Below are 15,071 nucleotides of genomic sequence, written 5' to 3' on the forward strand. Positions count from 1 at the left end.
GAGCCCTTGGTTACTTGGGGCTCTTCCAAGTGACTCGCTGTAAAAGCGAAACCGCCAGACGCCGTTACCGCAGGAATGGATATGTACACCTGAAAGAGATTGGTCGGCTATGAGGCCGCCTTCGCGAGCAGGCTCGCTCCCACAGTAGATCGGGCACAGCCGCGAGAGATCGGTCGGCTGTCAGGCCGTCATCGCTGCGATGCGTCGCCCAGACAAGAAAGCCCCCATAAAGAGAAACTCGTACGACTCCCCTCGCCTTGCCGCTCGTCCGCCACTACGCACCTTCCCATGAGTCGGCCTTCCAATGCAGTACATCCCCTCGCACGGAAGACTCCAACGATGAACATAACCCTTGCCACCCTCATGCTCACGGGCTTGCTGTCGGCCTCGCCGCTTTACGTGCAGGCCAGCGAGAAAACAACCGAGGATGCAACGATTCCACCTTCGGCACTTCCCGGGCTCAACCAACCTGAATCCAACGAGGAAAAGGCCGATAAAAAAGGTGAGGAAGCGGCGGGTTCAAACGCCGGCGCCGACGCGCACGCCATAAAGAAAGACGCAGCATCGGAGGATGACGGGGAGAATCAAAGGGGTAGCAAGTCGGGAAGCTGACCAACCCCTACCCCTCTTTCAAAAGACCCCGGTGTATCAGTCGTCCCGGTCGTCACGATCGCGATAACGACGGTTGTCGCGGTCATCGTCACGACGATCGTATCGATGGTCATACCCTCGATCATCGTCATCCCGGTCATAGCCACGGCGATGATCGTGATCGTGATATCGACCGTACCTTTCTCCGTCATCCCAGTGAGGTCCGCAGCCTCCCAGCAAGAGCAGGCTGGAAAGGGCCAGGGTCATCATTACTGCGCGTTTCATTTGAGCATCCTGAAGGTTCGGGGGGGTGAGAGGGCTTCGGCCGTAGGAAATCCCCCATGGCGTTGAAACCCTGTCTATGACCATTCAGTAACTCAATGATTCCGTTGGCAAATGCAACAGGCAGATGTGCGCGTGGCGCGGGCTTTTTCGACCCTGAAAAAAATCGCCCTCGGAGCGCTCACTCAACTTGCAGAATACAGCCTGCGCAACAAAAATTCTTACAATCCAATAATGTACTAAAGTATGGGGTTGAGTGTTCTAATGGGCCTTGAAATGCCAAAGGCTCAATCATGCGCATCAAATTTCCCGGCATTCCTGCATTCGGCATCTACTTTGCCCTGGTTTGCCTGTTCGCGGCTGCATGGATCACCCACCCGGCCCCCGAGCATTCGCCCTTTGCCCTGATCAATCCGGCCTCGGCTGTGGCGGACAAGGAAGTCAAGCCCATCTATACCAGCCGTTTCGCCTCCTCCGGGCTGGTGGATTTCGTGCATTCCGCGGCGGTCACTGCCTTGCCTGACGGTAGCCTGATGGCGGTCTGGTTCGCCGGCACCCGCGAAGGCGCAGCCGATGTGCAGGTGCGCTCCGCCCGTTTCAACCTGAGTACTGGCGAGTGGGGGGAGGAACAGGTCATGGCGACCCGGGACTCGACCCAGCAAAGCACGCGCAAGTACATCCGCAAACTCGGCAACCCGGTCATTGCCCTCGCGCCGGACAACCGCCTGTGGCTGTTCTACGTTTCCGTATCCATGGGCGGCTGGGCCGGTAGCGCGGTCAATGTGATGGTTTCAGACGACTTTGGCGGGCATTGGTCGGCGCCGCGCCAATTGATCACGTCACCGTTCCTGAACATCAGCACCCTGGTCCGGTCGGCACCGGTGTTTCACGCCGACGGCTCCATCGGCCTGCCGGTCTACCACGAATTCCTCGGCAAGTTTGCCGAATACCTGTACTTGAGCGCTGACGGTGTGGTGATCGATAAATTCCGCATCAGCCACGGCAACAACTCATTACAGCCGGCGATCGTTCCGCTGGATGGCCAGCGCGGCATCGCCTTGTTGCGTTATGCCGGTGACACCCACCACCGGGTCCTGGCGAGCCGCACGGAAGACGCCGGGCAAAACTGGAGCGAACCTTATCCGCTGGTTCCTTCGAATCCCAATTCCTCGTTGGCAGCCGTTGCCACGCCAGACCGCGGGTTGCTGGTAGCGCTCAATGACCTGCAGGAGGGGCGTTTCAAGCTGAGCCTGTATGTCACCGATGCGAAAATGGACGACTGGCGCCTGTTGCACGACCTGGACAAATCACCGGATCCAGAAGGCGATCCGTATACACCCCTGGTCTACAAGGAAATCATCGGCAAACAGTTTCGTGGTTCCAGTGGCAAGCTGCGCCAGGCGCTGGAGGCGCAATTCCTCGCCAACCTCGACAAACGTGTGTGTAAAAGCCAGGAATGTGAGTTTGAATATGAGTACCCCTACTTCATCCGCAGTCCCGACGGGATGTATCACCTGGTGTATTCCTGGAACAACACCTTCATCAAGCACGTCACCTTCAACGATGCCTGGCTGGCCGAGCGTCTCCAATGATTAATCTGTGGCAGGCCCATGCCAGCTTCGCGATGATCATCTTCCTGTTGCTGCCGTCTTTTGGCCTGAACAGGGGCTGGCGTATCGCCCTGCTGCTTGCCTTGCTGGCCGCCAGCTTCATACCGCTGGGCGGGTTGTCGCTGGCCGCTTACCTGCGCAGCCATATCGATGACCTTGCGATCACCTCATTGGTGTTCATGGCATGGGGGTGTTTACGCAGGCTGGGTGTGTTGCCGCCTGAGCGGCAGGGTCAAGCCAGCGTATTGATCCTCTTCGCCGCGCTGGCCCTGGTGCTGTACCCGGCAACCCTGGGCCTGAGTGACCTGGACCCTTACCGGCGGGGTTACAGCCCGCGGCCCCTGTTGTTGTTCGTCGCACTGATGACGCTGGGCCTGTTTTACCTGCGTCATTACCTGGCCGTGGTGATGTTGACCTGCGCGACCCTGGCCTTCCTCGTCGGGATCAAGCCTTCCCACAACTATTGGGATTACCTGGTCGATCCGCTGCTGGGCCTGTATTGCTGCCTGGCGCTGCTGATACTAGGGGCGCGCTGGGCGTATCGCCGGCTCATCACCCTGCGCGGCGCTTGAAATTCAACGAAATCTTAATAAGGAAACTGGCATGGGCTGGCTGAAATCGAGACGTCTGCATTACTGGCTGGGCGCAACAGCGATCGCCTTTGTGCTGTTTGCACTGCTGCGGGTGGTGTTCTTTTTCGGCTTTTCCGGTTTCGACGCCAAAGCCCTGGGCGACGATCATGTGCTGACAACCCTGGGCATCGGCTTTCGGTTCGATTTGCGCCTGGCCATCCTGGTCATGCTGCCGCTGGCGTTGCTGGCCTGGATCCCGCGCTGGAACCTTGTCCGCAGCCGCCTCCTGCGCGGCATCGCCCGCCTTTACCTGGTCGCCGTCCTCAGCGCTGTGCTGCTGATCTACATCATCGATTTTGGCCACTACGCCTACCTCGGCGTGAGGATCAATGCCACGGTGCTGCGCTTCATCGAGGATGCGCAAATATCCCGTGACATGGTCTGGCAAACCTACCCGGTCATCTGGATCTCACTGGGCTGGCTGGCAACCGTCGCGTTGGCGACACTGGCCCTGGTGCGTCTGGAACGCGTCACGCTGGACCGCCCGCGCCAAACCATTCACCCGCTCTCCGCGACATGGGGCGGTGCGGTGATGGTGGTGCTGGTGCTGCTGGGTATCCTGGGTCGTGTCGAACACCTGAACCTCGAAAACCCTGTGCCGCTGCGCTGGAGCGATGCGTTCTTCTCAGGCAATAACCAGATCGCCGCGCTGGGCCTGAACCCGGTGATTTTTTTCTACGACACCGTCAAGGTCGGCCAGTCGCGCTATGACGAAGCACAGGTGCGCGAACATTACGCAGTGATGGCCCACTATCTGGGCGTCGACAAACCTGATCCGCAGACCCTCGACTTCGTTCGCCACCAGGCGCCACAACCCTACAAGATCAACGGCTCTCGACCACCGAACGTGATGTTCGTCATGCTCGAGTCGCTGGGCACCAGCGCCGTCGGGGCCTATGGCAACCCGATCAACCCAACGCCCAATATCGATCGCCTGGCCACGCAGAGCTGGTTCTTCAAGCACTTCTATGTACCGGTCACGGGCACGGCCAAAACCGTCTGGGCCAGCATTACCGGGGTACCTGACGTCACCCGACAGGAAACCGCGACGCGAAACCCATTGATCACCCGGCAGAACACCCTGATCAATGCCTTCACCGGCTACGACAAGATCTACACCATTGGCGGTAACTCCGGCTGGGCCAACATGAATGCCCTGATCCGGCAAAGCATCGACGGCGTTCGCCTGTTCGACGAACGCGACTGGAAATCACCGGTGGTGGATGTGTGGGGCATCTCGGACCTGGACCTGTTCAAGGAAACCGACCAGATCCTGCAAGCGCTGCCCAAGGACAAACCGTTCTTCGCCTACGTGCAAACGGCCGGCAACCATCGCCCCTTCACGATTCCAAAGAGCAATGACGGGTTCGAGGTCAAGCACCCTACCCTGGAACAAGTCCAGGCGGCTGGCTCGCGCAGTGTCGAGCAATACAACGCCGTGCGCCTACTGGACTTCAACATCGGACGCCTGATGGAAATTGCCAAGGCCGGCGGCTGGTACGAAAACACCATTTTTGTGCTGTTTGGCGACCACAACACCCGTATCGCCCAGATCCCCTTCCTGGCACCGGCCTACGAGCAACTGGGCCTGGAAAGCAACGCGGTACCGATGATCATCCACGCGCCAGGCCTGATCGGGACGCGCAAGGTCGAGGAAGCCGTCGGCCTGGTGGACCTGCTGCCAACCGTAGCGGGCATGGCCGGCCTGGAGTTTCGCAACAGCGGCATGGGCCGCGATATCCAGCAGCCCGCGCCCGAAGGCGAACGTGTGGTGCCACTGGTGTTGCGTGAAGGCACCTTCCCGCTGATTGCCGGCGTGACGCAACACTACATGGTGCAGATGGAGCACGACGGCAGCTCGCCAACCCTGCACGACCTGGCCTCACCGACGCCGCTGGACAACGTCGCCGAGCAAAACCCCGAGGAGTTCAAGCGACTGTCACGGTTGACCCGCGCCATGCATGAAACTTCGCGGTTGATGCTTTACCAGAACGTACGCCAGTAACCCGTCGACGATTACGGTTTTACCGCACGACCATCGTCAGCGTGAGGGGTGGCAGCGGGTTGCTTGTCCGGAACCGTAAAACTCACTGTCGTGCTGGTGAGGATCCTGTGCGTCGGGTCGGCCACTTCAAGCAGAACCTTGTGGGCGCCGGGAGTCAGTCCGACCAGGATGATCGGGTCTTCACTGGTGTGCGCCCATGTACCCTTCCAGTCGTCGACGGTCACGTGAAGGTGACCCAAACGTGGGGATACATCGGCAGCCGCCTTGCCGAATACCGGCATGATCCTGGCCTGCTCTGTCCGATACTGGATAATGACCACGCCGCGGGCGAGCGGCTCGGCAAGCGGCGGATAGGCAATAAGTCTTGGGGCCGTCTCGGATTCCAATGGCAGTATTGCCGGTGGGTGATCGGTGTCTGCCGCCCCTTGACCGAACGCTGCCGTGCAAAACAACACACCCCAGGCAAGGACCAACAGTTTTCCGGGAGGCATGACGTTTTCCTCTCAAGGACCCAGCTTGCGCTTGAGTTCGGCTTCGCTCCAAAGGCCGCTGAGCGGGCCGCCCGGCAAACCTTCATTGGCTCGCGCCAGCGGGAAAATCACCGGTAAAAAACCGGCGTCGCGCACCAACCGGGCGCCCATGTCCCGGGCCTGGGCGTCGTCGGCGAAAACCGCAATCGCCTGGTCTTTGCCCGACTGGTCTTTCATCGAGGCATAGCCTATGGCGTTGAATGCCCGCACCAGGCGTATGCCGGGCAGATATTGCTGGTCCGCCGTGGCGACGCCCATCTCCAGCGCCTTGCGCCCGACCTCTGCGTCACGGCCGCTGAACGGGTTGCTGGTGCTCAACACCACCTTGCCGTCCAGCTTGCCCTGGAGCTGTTCGGACAACTCTGGCATCGCGCCATAGGGAACACTCAACACGATCACCTCGCCCCATGCCGCGGCATCGCTCACCGAGCCCGCCTGGGCGTTGGGGCCGGCGCTCTTGACCAGATCCGTCAGCTCCTCGGGGTGGCGTGAGGAAAACATCACCGAGTGCCCGGCCTTTACCCAGAGCGTACCCAGCGTGCCGCCGACGTTACCGGAGCCGATGACGCCGATCTTGAGGGTGTCCGCCATCACCTGGCTGGCGCACATGACCATGCCGGCGAACATCAAAATGAGGATTCTGGACATACGCTGCGCTCCTGCGTTGGAAAGCAGTCTCCTGTCCACACGGCAAGAGCCTGCAACACCAAGGTGAAGACTAGCTGCTTATTGCTGATCCTCGAGGGCGCTGGGTAAAACGCTTACCGCCCTGCGTTACAAAAAAAATCCCGGAGACAGGACGTCTCCGGGATTTTTTTGTAGAAACCTGGCCGCTAGAAAGTCGCTTGCCTGGCAGTTTCTGCTCAATGGGATTTTTTGGGCGCGCCGGCTTTACTCAGTCCCTTCGAGTTGTGATCTCCCGGCGTCGATGTCGAAATTGCCCTGGCTTTATCGATGCCGCGCGTGTCTTTGGAGTGTGCAATGCCCGAAGTCGTGGTGCCGTGACCCTTGTCACTATTACGATCACTGCCGAAATGGTTGCCACTTATGCCATGGTCGCGAACCGCCTTGCCAGCATGATCACTGCTCAAACCCTCGCCGCGGCCGTTACTGCCAGAGTGACCGGAACCGCTGTGACCGCCACCATTACCGCCGCCATGACCACCGCCGTTTCCGCCGCCATGGCCACCGCCATTTCCGCCACCACCACCACCACCACCACCACCACCACCACCACCTTCTTTGGCATAGGCGGCGTTCATGATGGACAGGTCAGCAGGGAGTAACGGGGCGGCTGCAAGCATCATGGCGAATGACATTACAGCAACGAGACTCTTGTTTTTAAAAAGCATGGTAGCTTCCGTGAGGGTTGATTTCGCGTACCTTATGACGCGTAAAAACCCTGACAGTTCAAGTCCCACGACGGACGGGATGCGCCAGCCATCGTCAATCGAAAGCGCCGTTGAGCACCTCATAGATAAGACCGGTAGCAATCGCCACCAGAATCAAGTCGGTACCCGCCTGCTGCCATTCATACCCGTCATAATGAGGCAGACTGCCGATCAGCCGGCCATCGAGTTTTTTGGCAATCCCCGGCGGCAGCGGTTTACCGCGGGCGAGGTTCTTTTGAATGCCGGGTGGTAACGCAGGTCCGGGGCTCCAGTAGTCCCGATGCCCGTCGACAATGCCAATAATGCTTCCCCGATTGATGCTGGGGCCATTATCCCAATCACCGCCCCCTGAATGCTTTCCTTTGCTGCCCTGGTTGCCATGCTCCTGGCTGTTTGGCGAATTGCCCTTTGCATTTCCCTGCCCCTTGCCATTACCTGGATCGGCCAATGCCGGCGCGGAGCCAGAAACCAATGCAACACAGGCAATAGCGGCAATCAATGAGCGATGTATGGACATATCCATTCTCTCGATAAGGGAATACTCCCTCGAATGTAGACGCTTCGAAGCGAAGCCATGCCAATTTTTAAACAAACCACTGTGACACAGGCCACAACCCTGGCGCATGCTAAAGGGATGATCGAGCAGTCACAAAAGCAACGCCTTCTGCCGCACCGGAGTACCCCATGACCCCAACCATCGAGGTGCCGCGCATCCAGCGCTTCGCTGCAAACACCGCTGGTCGGGATTTCGCGGCTGGTGACATTCATGGCCACTTCACCCGGTTGCAGGCTGCGCTGGATACGGTCGGTTTCGATCCTGCCGTCGACCGCCTGTTCAGTGTCGGAGACCTGATCGATCGTGGACCCGAGTGCCGAGACGCCCTGGGCTGGCTTGCCAAGCCATGGTTTCACCCGGTGTGCGGCAACCATGACGACTTTGTGGTGCACTTCGACACGTGCGACGTCTTCAGCTGGATCTGCAACGGCGGGTCATGGTTCACCGAGCTGTCTCCGTTCGAGCAGCAAGCGTTCGCGCTGCAGTTCGCCGAGCTGCCGATTGCCATCGAGATCGAGACGCCTGGTGGACTGGTCGGGATCATTCACGCCGATTGTCCCGTGCCGTCATGGGATCTGCTGCGCAACGAACTCGAATCGCCTGAAAGCGACAAGCAGCTGCGACTGGTGCAGCTGCGCTGCATGTGGTCACGCACCCGGATCCAGATCGGGGACAGCGGAGGCGTCGAAGGACTTCGCGCCCTGGTAGTCGGCCATACTCCACTCAAGCAAGCTGTAGTGCTCGGCAACGTGTACCACATCGACACAGGCGGCTGGATGGACGGTCATTTCACATTGCTGGATATCGCAACGCTGGAGTGCTACCCGCCGATTGATCCTGAACCGGGTTTCGATTGGGAGTGTTGAAAGCCTTCCGGTCTAGACCAGACTCGCCGTTCGTCCAAAGCCCGGCACTCGCAATGCGCCGCTGTCTCTCATGTACAAGCACGGACATCCCGCGCATCAGAACGGAGAACCAGCATGGACATTGACGAGAATGCACTGGGCAACAGGTCGCAGCAGGACGTAACACGGACAACGGACAACGAAACCGGCCATGACCCAAGGAAGGATGAGCACGAGGTGCCATTGCCGCCGGACGATGAAGCGCCTGTCGATGAAGAGATGACAGATGTGAATGCCAATGACTCAGTGTCGGGTGAGCATCCGGTCGCAGGACAAAGCGGTCGCGTCGACTATCCTGACGCCGCCCCACAAATGAACGATCAGGACGAAAATGACAAGGAGGCTCGCGGCTTGCCCGCGAGCGACCCTGAATCAGGTGCCTGAATCGGTTCGGAACATTCAGATGCCCGCTCAGCGCGGGCTTTTTTAAGTCCCGGATTCCTCAAACTGTTAGATATTGTCGTCCTGGTCTTCTTGATCAATCGAATCAAGGTAGTCCAGGTCATCCTCTTCTTCGTCTTCATCGTCAAGAATGCCTTGAGCGTCTACTTCAACCCAGGTTTCCTCATCGTGGAATTCGTGATCGAGCAGATGGTCGTGCTCGGGCTCTGGAATATCAATCTCATCGCTCATCTACATTTCCTGCATTGACTAAATTGCGCGTAGGGCACCGGAGCGCCTTTTGCAAAACTCTACAAACCGAATCTCTCTGATCCTGCTCGCAACTATGCCACGTGGCGGCCTTGCAAGGCATCATGGGGATTCAAGGATGAATTCGGCACCACCTGACAGCAACCCAGCTTATCCTTATGGGATGTGCGCCGAAAATTCAGGATCGTCGGCGTTGTCGATCCCTTACTACAGAAATTTTGACCATGTCAAAGAAGCGCCAGACAGAAACTCCAACAGCAACTGCTGCGGACATTGAAAGAGCTATCCAGGCCCTGAACAAAATGGCTGAACGATTATGGGGGGATGACAGGGAAGCTGAGGCCAAAGCCCTCCTCGATGCCTTGGACGCATTGAACCGGGCGCTTGACCGGATCAGGATTGGAGAGAGTCGCAAGACTCTCCATTGAGACAAAATCTGGCCTGCACGTGATGTGCACACTCCCGTCACGCCTTCGTCACACTTGCCATGCACACTGCAGTCAGCCAAAGGGATTTGGCTACGTGATTGGAAAGCCCGACCCAGTGTCGGGCTTTTTCTTTTGCGGTCGCGCCTTGGATCCTTCGCCCAGGTCATGCGAGACATTTTGCCTGCTAAGCTTTCCTCACATAAAGGAGGCCCACCCTCTGGAGGAACGGCCATGCCTGACGATCCCACCCCCGCCCTGCTCTATCGTCTCAACCAGAACATCATGGCCTTGAGCTGCGCCGTTGAGGAGATCAGCATCTGGATTGATCAGCGCGGCGCTTCGCAAGTGTCCAACCGTATCGAGGAAAATCTGGCGGTGATTACCGGAAACGCGAACTTCATAGCCGAAACCCTCGCAGAGCTGATTGCCCGGTGTAAACCTGAAGAAGAGACTGACCCTGAAGACTGAAGTCCATGCTCGCGGCAATCGTTGATCGGATCAGTGAAATCAAACTTTTGAAGCAGCCGATCTCACTTGGCAATCGTTCCAGACCCCACGCATCAGCTCCTTCAACATCAATGCCTCCGCCCAGCGATCCGTGATGTCATGCCCATCTGCCCCCGTGATCGCATAAGGCGGCGGGCCGAGTTCGCAGGTGAAAGACAGGCTGGCGGGCGTGTCTGGTCGGGCCAGCCAATCCTCGATTCCGTAGCGCCACCAGCCCAGGAACCGGTCCAGCCAGGGTCGATGCCGGGCGAAGCTCAAGGGCACCTGGACCTGCTCGCCGTTGGCGACCCGACCGTGAAAACCCCAACTGTGGCGCAGGATGGCAAGGATCTGTTCCTCGTCTTCAGCGGTAGCCGACTCAGGCAATTCCCGGCCCACGACGTAGTGGGACAAGTCGGCCAACAGCTTGAGATCAGGCATTTGCGCGAGAATGTCGAGGGTGAACAACAGGTCGCTGGTGAGGCGATATCGGTGGGTCTCCAGCAGGATTGGAAAGTCCACCTGCTCGGCCAGACGTTGCCAGCCTTCGATCAGCTCGATGGCTTGCGCCAGCGTACGCGGTCGGACGTCTGCCTGTAGCGTGAGGTGGTGGCAGCCGTAGCGGGAGACGACATCGAGCGCGGCCGCCAGATCATCCACGGTCCGGGGGAACAGTTGACCTTCGATTTGCAGGCCTTGCGCCCTGGCCGCGGCGCTCAGGCGTGCCGCCTGTGGTGCCACCCAGAAATGGTCGGTGATCCCGTCGAAACCGGCGGCGGCGATTTTCTCCAGTTGCGCTTCAAGGGAAAGGTCGCATTGGCCACGGTGATCTTGCATGGCCCACAAGGACTGAAACACCAGGAATTCGCGCATGTCAGTTCCTCAACAATTGCTTGAGCGATATATCGGCATCGGCTAAAGCGACCACCGAGAGCGCGGTTTGGCTGGCGATCAGCCGTTCGCACAATTTGATGTCCTTGGCCACGCCATTGCCCTGACCCCAGCCGCAAGCCCCTCGCAGGCGTTGTTCGGCATCGAGGTAGAACAACAGGAAACCACCGCCCGGGGTTGCCCGGCTCGCCGTCGGTTCAGTGTTGGCGATGGCGCCTACGGTTTGCAGCCCCCAGTCGTACTGATCGGACCAAAAGCCGGGAATGACCTCGAACGGTCGCTCGCCCCCCAGCAGGTTCAGCGCGGCGTGACGGCCCTGGGTTTCGGCGTTGCGCCAGGTTTCCTGACGCTGGAATCCCCCTTGCGGGTGCAGAGGAAATTCACAGACATCGCCTGCTGCAAAGATGTCCGGCGCACTGGTACGCAGCTGCGCATCGACGCGAATGCCCTGACCCACTTCCAACCCGGCAGCCACGGCCAGGTCGGTGTTGGGTTGCATGCCGATGCCCACCACGACCAGGTCGCAGGGCAACAGCTGGCCGTCGACCAGTTGCACGGCTTCAGCGCGGGTTAAGCCCTGCACCGTTTCAATCGCCACGCTCAGCCGAACATCCACGCCCTGACGGCGATGCAGTTCCAGCAGGACACTGGACAATCGCTCCGGCAGCACACGACCTGCCAGGCGCGGCCCGGCTTCGAGCAAGGTCACCGTGCAACCCAGGGCACGGGCTGTCGCGGCGACTTCAAGGCCGATAAAGCCACCGCCGATAATCACCAGTCGGGCGTCTGGCCGCAGCGAATCACGCAGTGCGACCGCCTCGTCATGGGTGCGCAGATAAAGGACGTTGGGCAGATGCCCGGGCACCGAGGGCAGCAGCCGCGCCCTGCCCCCGGTTGCGAGCAACAGACGGGCGTAAGACAACCAACTGCCGTCGGCCAACTGCAATCGATGCTGCGCCGGGTCGAGTTTTTGCACCGGGTTGCCGGCCAGGTGCTCGATGTCCAGTTCGGCGAGTTGGGCGCTATCGCACAAGCTGCAAGCCGCCAGTTCAACGGTACCCTGTAACAAGCCTTTGGACAGCGGCGGACGTTCGTAGGGCGGGTGGGATTCGTCGCCGATCAGGATCAGGCGACCGCGATAACCTTCAGCCCGCAGGGTCAGCGCCGCGCGGCCACCCGCGTGCCCGGCGCCGACGATGACCAGTGGAGCATTGATGGAACTCATGGCGCAGACTCCCTGCAATTAAACGGTGATTGCGAGCAGGACACGCCCCGCCTCGACCCGCACCGGATAGGTCTTGAGGTTGACGCACACCGGGGCACCCAGGGCTTTGCCGGAGCGGTAGTCGAAGCGCCCGTTGTGCTTGGGGCACTCGATGACATGCTCCATCACCAGGCCATCGGCGAGGTGGATGGACTCGTGGGTGCACAGGCCTGCGGTGGCGAAGAACTCGTCGTCTGCGCTGCGGTAGACGGCATAGGTGTGCGGGCCATGGTCGAAACGAATGACGTCCTCTTCATTTATTTCGCCCACGGCACAGACATCGATCCATTGATCGGTCATGGCGTTTTCTCTTGTAGTGGTACAGCCAGGAAGGTGTCAGGCCGCCGTTGTTTCAGCGGGTGGCTGAACGGTTGCGGCAGCTTCTGCACGCGGCGGTAAAGGCCGGCGAATGTGATAATTCGGGTCTTTGCGCTGTTTCAGGATCGTCGGGATGATTTCCCGGAAGGCCTCATACAGGTTGGCGTAAGGCGGCGGGCAGTCGAGGCGGATTTCTTCGTGAAGCTGCGCCAGCGCATGAAAAGGCACCATCGGATACATGTGGTGTTCCAGGTGATAGTTCATGTCGAGGTACATGAAACGCAGTACCGGGTTCATGTAGATCGTGCGGCAGTTGCTGCGGTGATCGAGCACGTCTTCGGCCAGACCGACATGCTGCGTAAGGCCGAACAGGTAGGAAAGCCAGCCGCCATAGAGCGTTGGAAGGCCGATGAACATCAGCGGCAACCAGCTCTGCGAATACAGCGCCGCGCCCACGACAAGCCCATAGATCACCAGCCAGACGCGCGCGTCCCTTTGCACCTTGGGCCACTCGGATTCGGGGATGAAGGTCTGCTCTTCCTCAGCCATTCGCCCGGTCGCATGCCGGCACACCGACCACATCGTCTTGATTGCATAAGGCATCCTGAAGAGGCTCAGCACCATCATGATCAGGCTCGGCGGACGCGGCTCGACAATCTCGGGGTCGCGACCGACGATGATGGTGTCGGTGTGGTGCCGTGCGTGGCTCCAGCGCCAGACCTGGGGTTCGAACATGAACATGAAGCTCGACAGCTGGTAGACCGCATCATTCATCCAGCGGGTTTTGAACGCCGTCCCGTGACCGGCTTCGTGCCAACGGGCATTGGACGCGGTCCCGTAAAGCAGGCCATAGACGAAGAAGAACGGAACACAGGCCCAAGAACCCCAGAACCAATAACCGCCGAACCCGGTCGCGACCATCGCCAGCAGCCAGATCGCGGTATCGCGCAAAGCCGGGCCGTCGCGGCGCTGCATTAACTCCTTCATGCGTTTACGGGGAATGGGGGATTGATACCAGTTGGCCGAGACCAGGCCTTTTTGCGCGGCTTTAGCCGCTTCGGGCCCCGTCAACCGATAATCCCGAGGCACGGCTTTAGCGGATTTTCCAGATGCTGCGTGTTGTTCAGGCATTTTATTGTTCTCCGCAAGCTTGATGGTTTAAGGCACTTGCATCGATGTGCAATCACATCGCCTGGGAAACGATAGAGAGCCCAAAGATTGCCCTCAAGCCCTTGAATACATTCCCTATCAAGCTATCATCCAGGCCCATTGAAGCTTGATAGTTTTCTATCAAGGCGCTTGCGGGGGCCGCCATGAACAACACTAAACGCCCAACCATCGCCACTGTCGCCGAGCGTGCCGGCTTGAGTGTCGCCACCGTCGACCGGGTGCTCAATGCCAGGGCTGCGGTGAACCCGGCTACCGCCGAGCAGGTGTTCCAGGCCGCCGAGGCGGTCGGCTATTTCGCCGCCAGGCTGATCGGCCAGCGGATCCGCGAACGGCGCCCCAGCTATCGTTTCGGCATCCTGCTACTGGGCACCGCCCAGGCGTTCTATGCCAACGTTGCCGCCGCCATCACCGAAGCGGCGCAGCGTCAGGCCGGCGCCAACCTAACCTGTCAATTCGAGTACGTTTTCGATCGCACCCCCGGCGCCATCATTGCCCAGATCGAACAACTGGCGGTGCAGTGCGATGGCTTGGCGGTGGTCAGCTTCGCGCACCCGTTGATCAATGCCGCCATCGCCCAGATCAGGGCTGCGGGCGTGCCGGTGATCGCGCTGCTATCCGACATCCACGAGGCGGCAAATGAGCCTTACGTCGGCCAGGATAATCATGTCGTCGGGCGCACCATGGGATGGCTGCTGGCGCATACCTGCGGTGGCCGGAAAGGCAGCGTCGGAGTACTGCTGGGCGGCCACCGGTTTCTCGGCCATCAGGCGCGGGTGGAGGGGCTGCACAGTTACCTGGCGGAGCACGCACCCGGGTTGAAGCCACTCGAAGCGGTGATCAACCTGGACAACTGTGACGTGACCGAAGAAGCCACGCTGGAACTGTTGGCGCGCCATGACGACTTGCGGGGTTTGTGCGTGGTCGGCGGGGGCGGCGATGGCATCATCAGTGCCCTGTCGCAGTTACCGAAGCGGCCGAACCTCTGTTGCATCCTGCAGGAATCGACCGAGCTGTCGCGCCAGGCTCTGGCTCAGGGCTTGATCAGCGTGGTGATCGACTCCCAGCCGCGATTGCTGGCGGCAGCGCTGGTGGACTTGCTGGTGGAACTGCAGACCACGCCGGACTTCGATCCGGTCCGGCATCGAGTGCATATTCCGTTGCAGATCATGACCTCGGAAAACGCTCGAGGCTGAAGGTGGAGCGGCTCCGTGACGCCCTGAGCCATCGGCGCCTCTACCACCGTTGATCCATGCCGCATCAAAGCCTCTGGGAGATTGTTGTCTGAGTACATATCCATTGCTGCGGTAACGGCGGCTTATGGTTTCGCCCTTACGGCGAGTCCCTTTTTCAAACGCCAAAAA

General features: G+C 59.7%; 19 protein-coding genes. 9 read left to right on the forward strand and 10 right to left on the reverse strand.

Annotated features, from left to right (window positions below; genetic code table 11):
• Positions 1-339: 339 nt before the first annotated feature.
• Positions 340-612, forward strand: coding sequence for a hypothetical protein (locus tag PMI35_RS06565; protein ID WP_008063994.1), 273 nt, complete (start codon positions 340-342; stop codon positions 610-612).
• A gap of 36 nt (positions 613-648) precedes the next feature.
• Here the strand turns inward: PMI35_RS06565 and PMI35_RS0132990 are convergent, their stop codons facing one another.
• A complete protein-coding gene (locus tag PMI35_RS0132990) occupies positions 649-876 on the reverse strand; it encodes a hypothetical protein (protein WP_008063996.1) in 228 nt (75 codons plus the stop codon).
• Between the two features lie 290 nt (positions 877-1,166).
• Between PMI35_RS0132990 and PMI35_RS06560 the strand changes: the two genes are divergently transcribed.
• The 3 genes from PMI35_RS06560 to PMI35_RS06550 are packed head-to-tail and all read left to right on the forward strand — an operon-like array spanning position 1,167 to position 5,120.
• The gene (locus PMI35_RS06560) at positions 1,167-2,465 is read left to right on the forward strand and encodes a sialidase family protein (RefSeq protein ID WP_008063998.1); all 1,299 of its coding nucleotides are present in this window, start codon (positions 1,167-1,169) and stop codon (positions 2,463-2,465) included.
• Positions 2,462-3,055 carry a hypothetical protein gene (locus tag PMI35_RS06555; RefSeq protein WP_008064001.1) on the forward strand — a complete coding sequence of 198 codons (594 nt, stop codon included), beginning with the start codon at positions 2,462-2,464 and terminating at the stop codon, positions 3,053-3,055. The genes PMI35_RS06560 and PMI35_RS06555 overlap by 4 nt, the downstream gene beginning before the upstream one ends.
• A gap of 31 nt (positions 3,056-3,086) precedes the next feature.
• Positions 3,087-5,120, forward strand: a complete 2,034-nt coding sequence (locus PMI35_RS06550; RefSeq protein WP_008064003.1) for an LTA synthase family protein — start codon at positions 3,087-3,089, stop codon at positions 5,118-5,120.
• A gap of 11 nt (positions 5,121-5,131) precedes the next feature.
• Here PMI35_RS06550 and PMI35_RS06545 read toward each other — a convergent pair whose 3' ends face one another.
• The 4 genes from PMI35_RS06545 to PMI35_RS34205 all read right to left on the reverse strand — a co-directional run bounded on the left by PMI35_RS06545 (position 5,132) and on the right by PMI35_RS34205 (position 7,558).
• Positions 5,132-5,611 carry a DUF6130 family protein gene (locus tag PMI35_RS06545; RefSeq protein ID WP_008064004.1) on the reverse strand — a complete coding sequence of 160 codons (480 nt, stop codon included), beginning with the start codon at positions 5,609-5,611 and terminating at the stop codon, positions 5,132-5,134.
• 12 nt (positions 5,612-5,623) lie between these two features.
• Positions 5,624-6,298, reverse strand: coding sequence for an NADPH-dependent F420 reductase (locus PMI35_RS06540; protein ID WP_008064021.1), 675 nt, complete (start codon positions 6,296-6,298; stop codon positions 5,624-5,626).
• Positions 6,299-6,513: 215 nt separating this feature from the next.
• A complete protein-coding gene (locus PMI35_RS34845) occupies positions 6,514-7,002 on the reverse strand; it encodes a hypothetical protein (protein WP_081504861.1) in 489 nt (162 codons plus the stop codon).
• A 94-nt stretch (positions 7,003-7,096) separates the two neighbouring features.
• Positions 7,097-7,558, reverse strand: coding sequence for an anti-virulence regulator CigR family protein (locus PMI35_RS34205; protein ID WP_008064025.1), 462 nt, complete (start codon positions 7,556-7,558; stop codon positions 7,097-7,099).
• A 167-nt stretch (positions 7,559-7,725) separates the two neighbouring features.
• On the opposite strand from PMI35_RS34205, the gene PMI35_RS06535 reads away from it, so the two are divergent.
• Together PMI35_RS06535 and PMI35_RS35985 are read left to right on the forward strand one after the other, a co-directional pair.
• Complete coding sequence (locus tag PMI35_RS06535; RefSeq protein WP_008064027.1) at positions 7,726-8,463, forward strand: metallophosphoesterase; 738 nt, start codon at positions 7,726-7,728, stop codon at positions 8,461-8,463.
• Between the two features lie 114 nt (positions 8,464-8,577).
• The gene (locus tag PMI35_RS35985) at positions 8,578-8,886 is read left to right on the forward strand and encodes a hypothetical protein (RefSeq protein ID WP_008064029.1); all 309 of its coding nucleotides are present in this window, start codon (positions 8,578-8,580) and stop codon (positions 8,884-8,886) included.
• Positions 8,887-8,952: 66 nt separating this feature from the next.
• Here PMI35_RS35985 and PMI35_RS06525 read toward each other — a convergent pair whose 3' ends face one another.
• Positions 8,953-9,135: a hypothetical protein gene (locus PMI35_RS06525; protein WP_008064030.1), complete on the reverse strand. Its 183-nt coding sequence runs from the start codon at positions 9,133-9,135 to the stop codon at positions 8,953-8,955.
• A gap of 242 nt (positions 9,136-9,377) precedes the next feature.
• On the opposite strand from PMI35_RS06525, the gene PMI35_RS0133000 reads away from it, so the two are divergent.
• The gene (locus tag PMI35_RS0133000) at positions 9,378-9,581 is read left to right on the forward strand and encodes a hypothetical protein (RefSeq protein ID WP_032831964.1); all 204 of its coding nucleotides are present in this window, start codon (positions 9,378-9,380) and stop codon (positions 9,579-9,581) included.
• A 231-nt stretch (positions 9,582-9,812) separates the two neighbouring features.
• Positions 9,813-10,049, forward strand: a complete 237-nt coding sequence (locus PMI35_RS06520; protein ID WP_008064031.1) for a hypothetical protein — start codon at positions 9,813-9,815, stop codon at positions 10,047-10,049.
• 39 nt (positions 10,050-10,088) lie between these two features.
• Here the strand turns inward: PMI35_RS06520 and PMI35_RS06515 are convergent, their stop codons facing one another.
• Genes PMI35_RS06515 through PMI35_RS06500 form a run of 4 tightly spaced genes read right to left on the reverse strand, consistent with a single transcriptional unit; the run spans position 10,089 to position 13,671 of the window.
• Positions 10,089-10,940: a hypothetical protein gene (locus PMI35_RS06515; protein ID WP_008064032.1), complete on the reverse strand. Its 852-nt coding sequence runs from the start codon at positions 10,938-10,940 to the stop codon at positions 10,089-10,091.
• Position 10,941: 1 nt separating this feature from the next.
• Positions 10,942-12,183, reverse strand: a complete 1,242-nt coding sequence (locus PMI35_RS06510) for an NAD(P)/FAD-dependent oxidoreductase (protein ID WP_008064033.1) — start codon at positions 12,181-12,183, stop codon at positions 10,942-10,944.
• Between the two features lie 18 nt (positions 12,184-12,201).
• A complete protein-coding gene (locus PMI35_RS06505; protein ID WP_007994296.1) occupies positions 12,202-12,522 on the reverse strand; it encodes a MocE family 2Fe-2S type ferredoxin in 321 nt (106 codons plus the stop codon).
• 36 nt (positions 12,523-12,558) lie between these two features.
• Positions 12,559-13,671: a fatty acid desaturase family protein gene (locus tag PMI35_RS06500; protein ID WP_008064034.1), complete on the reverse strand. Its 1,113-nt coding sequence runs from the start codon at positions 13,669-13,671 to the stop codon at positions 12,559-12,561.
• Between the two features lie 182 nt (positions 13,672-13,853).
• On the opposite strand from PMI35_RS06500, the gene PMI35_RS06495 reads away from it, so the two are divergent.
• Positions 13,854-14,903 (forward strand): substrate-binding domain-containing protein, encoded by a 1,050-nt coding sequence (locus PMI35_RS06495; protein ID WP_008064035.1) that lies wholly within the window; start codon positions 13,854-13,856, stop codon positions 14,901-14,903.
• Positions 14,904-15,071: the final 168 nt, after the last annotated feature.

Source organism: Pseudomonas sp. GM78 (assembly GCF_000282475.1).
Classification (GTDB): Bacteria; Pseudomonadota; Gammaproteobacteria; order Pseudomonadales; family Pseudomonadaceae; genus Aquipseudomonas.